At 68.3% G+C, this 5,390-nt stretch carries 4 protein-coding genes; all 4 read left to right on the plus strand.

Annotated elements, in window-relative coordinates:
* Positions 1–542 precede the first annotated feature (542 nt).
* Complete coding sequence (locus tag BRAS3809_RS11070; RefSeq protein ID WP_008962185.1) at positions 543–1,499, plus strand: LacI family DNA-binding transcriptional regulator; 957 nt, start codon at positions 543–545, stop codon at positions 1,497–1,499.
* 123 nt (positions 1,500–1,622) lie between these two features.
* Entirely contained in the window at positions 1,623–3,125 is a 1,503-nt protein-coding gene (locus tag BRAS3809_RS11075) for a sugar ABC transporter ATP-binding protein (protein ID WP_008962186.1), read from the plus strand.
* A 51-nt stretch (positions 3,126–3,176) separates the two neighbouring features.
* On the plus strand, positions 3,177–4,229 hold the full coding sequence (locus BRAS3809_RS11080; protein WP_035656044.1) for an ABC transporter permease: 1,053 nt from the start codon (positions 3,177–3,179) through the stop codon (positions 4,227–4,229).
* A gap of 95 nt (positions 4,230–4,324) precedes the next feature.
* Positions 4,325–5,390: ABC transporter substrate-binding protein (locus BRAS3809_RS11085; RefSeq protein ID WP_035656047.1), on the plus strand; the 1,066-nt coding region annotated here is incomplete at its 3' end.

Below are 5,390 nucleotides of genomic sequence, written 5' to 3' on the forward strand. Positions count from 1 at the left end.
TCCTCGTTGAAGGGCGAAACGACCGGCAAACCTCGGACGCCTCGGCGCCGCGAGAGGGCGATGATTTATGTTCAGATTGTCTCCCCCCTGCCGCCTCTCGCCGCGCGATCACAACATTCGGAGCGCGCGCGCGGCATCCTCCGCTGTCGTCCCTGCGATGCAGGGACCCATACCGCGGAATCTCACGGTGAGCCGCCACTCCCAGTCATCGTCCCACAGCGGCCGGTGGTTATGGGTCCCTGCGTTCGCAGGGACGACACCGGAATGCGGCGAGGGACCACTCCCTCTTCATCGTCGCCCCGCCCCCCATATGGCAGACGTCGGTGTCCGACGGACCCGATTGTTATCGATATCGTAAGCGATGTATCCTCTCCCGGCCCGCCGAAGCCCTGCGCGATCGAGATCCATTCGGCGTGGGCGGCGCGCACGCGACGAGAAGACCGAATGAGATGAAGCCCACACGCCCGACCACCCGACCGATCCCGAAGCGCCCCGCGACGATGGCGGAGGTGGCGGCGCGGGCGGGCGTGTCGGCGATGACGGTGTCGCGCGCGCTCAAGAGCGACGGCGCCGTCTCCGAGGAGACGCGGCGCAAGATCCTCGCCGCCGTCGACGAGCTCGGCTACGTGCTGGATCTCTCCGCCGGCGCGCTGTCGTCGAAGCGGACCGGCTTCGTCGCCGTGCTGGTGCCCTCGATCAACAACTCCAACTTCTCCGACACCGCCCGCGGCATCACCGAGATCATCGAGGGCCAGGGCCTGCAGATGCTGCTCGGCTACACCGATTACGACATGGAGAAGGAGGAGCAGCTCGTCCAAGCCATGCTGACGCGCCGTCCCGACGGCATCATCGTCACCGACGGACGGCACACGCCGAAGGCGCGGCGAATGCTGGAATCCGCAGGGATTCCCGTGGTGGAAACCTGGGATCTGCCGGACGATCCGATCGATCATGTGGTCGGCTTCTCCAATGCCGAGGCGTCGCGCGCCCTGGTCCACCGGCTCTACCAGAAGGGCTATCGCAACATCGGCTTCATCGGCGGCGCCAGCCGGCGCGACACCCGCGGCGCCGATCGAAGGCTCGGCTACACCCGCGCGGTCGAGGAGCTTGGGCTCCCGGTCGGCCGCACCATCTCGTTCGGCAATCCGCCGATCTCGATGGAGCAAGGCGGCCAGGCCATCGTGCATCTGGTGCAGCAATGGCCCGATGTCGACGCCGCGGTCTGCGTCTCCGACCTCTCCGCCTTCGGCGCGATCATGGAGTGCCACCGCCGCGGCTGGGCGGTGCCCGGCCGGATCGCGATCGCCGGCTTCGGCGATTTCGAGGTGTCGCGCTGCGCCTGGCCGCGCATCACCACCGTCACTGTGGATTGCCGCAACATCGGCCGCGAGGCCGGCCGCGTGCTTCTGAATGCGCTCGACGACGTCCAGCACGACCGCACGCCGGCGCCCTCGACCCTGATCGTGCCGTTCGAGGTCATCGAGCGCGAAAGCACCTGATCCGCATGGCTTGACAGGGTTTTGGGGACCGCTACGATGTTATCGATAACAAAAATCGATCAGGGCTGGGCGGCGGTCGGGGTGTTCTCGCCGTCAGCGCAAGCCGGCCCGGGAGGATGAGCGATGGCGTCGGCAGCGCTGCGCTTCGAGGGAATCGTCAAGTCGTTCGGCGGCACGCGCGCGCTCAAGGGCGTGAGCTTCGACGTCGGCCGCGGCGAGATCGTCGCGCTGCTCGGCGAGAACGGCGCCGGCAAATCCACCCTCATCAAGGTGCTCGGCGGCATCCACCGCCCCGACGCCGGCGCGGTGACGATCGCCGGCCAGCCCTATCAGCATGCCCCCGGCGGCCGCAGCGGCGACCATCAGCCGGTGGCCTTCATCCATCAGGATCTCGGCCTGATCGAATGGATGAGCGTCGCCGAGAATGTCGGGCTCGCCCAGGGCTTTCCGCGCAAATCGCTGCTCGGTCTGATCGACTGGCGCGCCGCGGAAGCGCGCGCCACCAAGGCGCTGGCGCTGGTCGGTTGCGACATCGATCCGTCGACGCGCGTCTCCAGCCTGTCGCGCACCGAGAAATCGCTGGTCGCGATCGCCCGCGCGCTGGTCGTCAATTGCGATTTCCTGGTGCTCGACGAGCCCACCGCCAGCCTGCCCGCCGACGAGGTCGAGCGGCTGTTCGCCGCGCTCCGGCGGCTGCGCGCGCAGGGCGTCGGCATGATCTATGTCTCGCACCGGCTCGACGAGATCTTCCGCATCGCCGACCGCGTCGTGGTCTTACGCGACGGCGAGCTGGTCGGCGAAACGGCGATTGCCGCGACGTCGCCGGAGGAGCTGGTGCGCCTGATCGTCGGCCGGCCCCTGGTCGACATGTTCGAGAAGGCCGCCGCGCACACCGGAAAGACCCGCGTCACGGTGCGTAACCTGGTCACGCCCAAGGCCGGCCCGGTGGATTTCGAGGTGCGCGAGGGCGAGCTGCTCGGCCTCGTCGGCCTGCGCGGCGCCGGCCAGGAGGACGTCGGACGCGCGCTGTTCGGCGCAGTGGCGCATCGCGGCGAGATCAGCATCGACGGCGTGGCGCCCGATCTGTCGAGCCCGGTCACGGCGATGGCCAGCGGCATCGGCCTGGTCGCGCGCGACCGCACCGAGGAGTCGATCGCCGCCTCGCTGTCGATCCGCGAGAACGCCTTCCTCAATCCCGGTGCGTCGGGGCGCGGCCTGTTCGACGTGCTGACGCCAGGGCGTGAAGCGGAGGAGGCCGTGAAGCTCGGCGCCCAGGTTGGCCTGCGGCCGAACGATCCGCATCTCGCCATCGAGGGCCTGTCCGGCGGCAACCAGCAGAAGGTCGTGGTCGGACGCTGGCTCGCAACCGGGCGCCGGCTGCTGGTCGCCGAAGATCCGACCGCCGGCGTCGATGTCGGCGCCAAGGCGGAGATCTACCGGCTGATCGCGCGCGCCATCACCGCGGGCCTCGCCGTGGTCGTGGTCTCCACCGATTTCGAGGAGGTCGCGCATATCTGCCACCGCGCGCTGGTGTTCAACCGCGGCCGGATCATCGCCGAGATCGCGGGCGCCGCGCTGACGACGGAAGCGCTGATCACTGCCGCCTCGGCCTCGGAGGCCGCGTAGAACAGAGTCGGAGCGGGCCGCTCAGAGCTCGCCGGGAGGAACGGGATGGGAATGAACTCGATCGAGTCGAATGCGCTGGAGCCGACGCGCGCCGATCTCGCCGGCGCCTCGCTGCCGCAGAAGATCTCGCGGCTGCTGCCGGTCTACGGCCTGCCGATCATCACGGTGGGGCTGATCGTGCTGTTCTCGCTCCTGCTGCCGAACACCTTCCCGACACTGCTGAACCTGCGCTCGATCATTTCCGACAAGTCGATCATCGCGATGCTGTCCCTGGCGGCGATGATCCCGATGGCCGCCGGCAAGATCGATCTCACCGTCGGCTATGGCATCGTGCTCTGGCACATCCTGGTGATCAGCCTGCAGACCTCGCTCGGCCTGCCCTGGCCGGTCGCCGTGCTGATCGTGATCGCGCTCGGCGCCGTCACCGGCCTGCTCAACGGCCTCCTCGTCGAGGTCGCCCGCATCGACAGCTTCATCGCCACGCTCGGCACCGGCACCGTGCTCTATGCGCTGGCGCTGTGGCACACCGGCGGCCGCCAGGTCGTCGCGATGCTGCCGGAAGGCTTTCTCGCGCTCAACGGCCAGATGATTTTCGGCCTGCCGATCACCGGCTTCTACGTGCTCGCGCTGGCGCTGGCGATGTGGCTGGTGTTCGAATATCTGCCGCTCGGCCGCTACATCTACGCGATCGGTGCCAATCCCAAGACGGCCGCGCTGAACGGCATTCCGGTGCAGCGCTTCACCGTCGGCGCCTTCATGACCTCCGGCGCGCTGACCGCAATCACCGGCGTGCTGCTGGCCTCGAAGCTGCGCATCGGCCAGGCCAGCGTCGGCCTCGAATATCTCTTGCCGGCGCTGGTCGGCGCCTTCCTCGGTTCGACCACGATCAAGCCCGGCCGCGTCAATGTCTGGGGCACCATCATCGGCGTCGCGGTACTTGCGGTCGGCATCGCCGGCATCCAGCAGTTCGGCGGCTCGTTCTGGGTCGAGCCGCTGTTCAACGGCGTCACCTTGCTCGCGGCGATCGGCATGGCCGGCTACGCCCAGCGCAAGCGCGGCGCGGTCGCCAAGCTGCCGATGGGAGCGCCTGAGCCGAAGGGATGAACGTGTTTCGAGAGGACGACGTGCCCGGCGCTGAGCCGGTCGCGACAACAAGTCCGGCTTTCGACCGGACCCGCATCACACCAGGGAGACGATCCATGTTGCACACATTGCTACGAACCGGCGCCATCGCCGCCGGTCTCGCCTTCGGCCTGTCAGCCGTCCACGCCGATCCGCTCGGCGACGCCAAGGCCTATATCGAGAAATACGCCTCGAAGGTCGACAAATGGGACGGCCCGACCACCGGTCCGAAGATCGCCAAGGGCAAGACCATCGTCGTGCTCGCCTCCGACATGAAGAATGGCGGCGTGCTCGGCGTCACCAAGGGCATCGAGGAGGCCGCCAAGGCCGCCGGCTGGACCGTGCGCACGCTCGACGGCGCCGGCTCGGTGTCCGGCCGCACCGCGGCGTTCGGCCAGGCGATGACCCTGAAGCCGGACGGGCTCGTGATCTGCGGCTTCGACGCGGTCGAGCAGAAGCCGGGCATGGAGGCCGCCAAGGCTGCCAAGATTCCGATGGTGTCGTGGCATGCGGCGCCCGTGATCGGACCGGTCGCGGATGCCGGTGTGTTCGCCAATGTGACCACCGATCCGATGGCCGTCTCCACCGCCGCCGCCAACTGGGCCTTCGTCGACGCCAACGGCAAGCCCGGCGTGATCATCTTCACCGACTCGACCTATGAGATCGCGATCGCCAAGGCCAAGAAGATGAAGGAGGTCATCGAAGGCCTCGGCGGCAAGGTGCTCGAATGGGTCGACACGCCGATCGCCGAGACCTCGACGCGCATGCCGCAGCTCACCACCTCGCTGCTGCAGAAGCACGGCGCGGCGTGGACGCATTCGCTGGCGATCAACGACCTCTACTACGACTTCATGACGCCGTCGCTCGCCGCGGCCGGCATCAAGGGCACCGGGGCGCCAGTCAACGTCGCCGCCGGCGACGGCTCCGAGAGCGCCTATCAGCGCATCCGCTCCGGCTCCTACCAGGCCGTGACGGTCGCCGAGCCGCTCAACCTGCAGGGCTGGCAGCTGGTCGACGAACTGAACCGCGCCATCGCCGGCGAAAAGTGGTCCGGCTACGTCTCGCCGCTGCACGTGGTGACCAAGGCCAATGTCGAGTTCGACGGCGGCCCGACCAACACCTTCGACCCCGGCAACGGCTATC

It is taken from the genome of Bradyrhizobium sp. STM 3809 (assembly GCF_000239795.1).
In the GTDB taxonomy this organism is placed as follows: Bacteria; Pseudomonadota; Alphaproteobacteria; order Rhizobiales; family Xanthobacteraceae; genus Bradyrhizobium.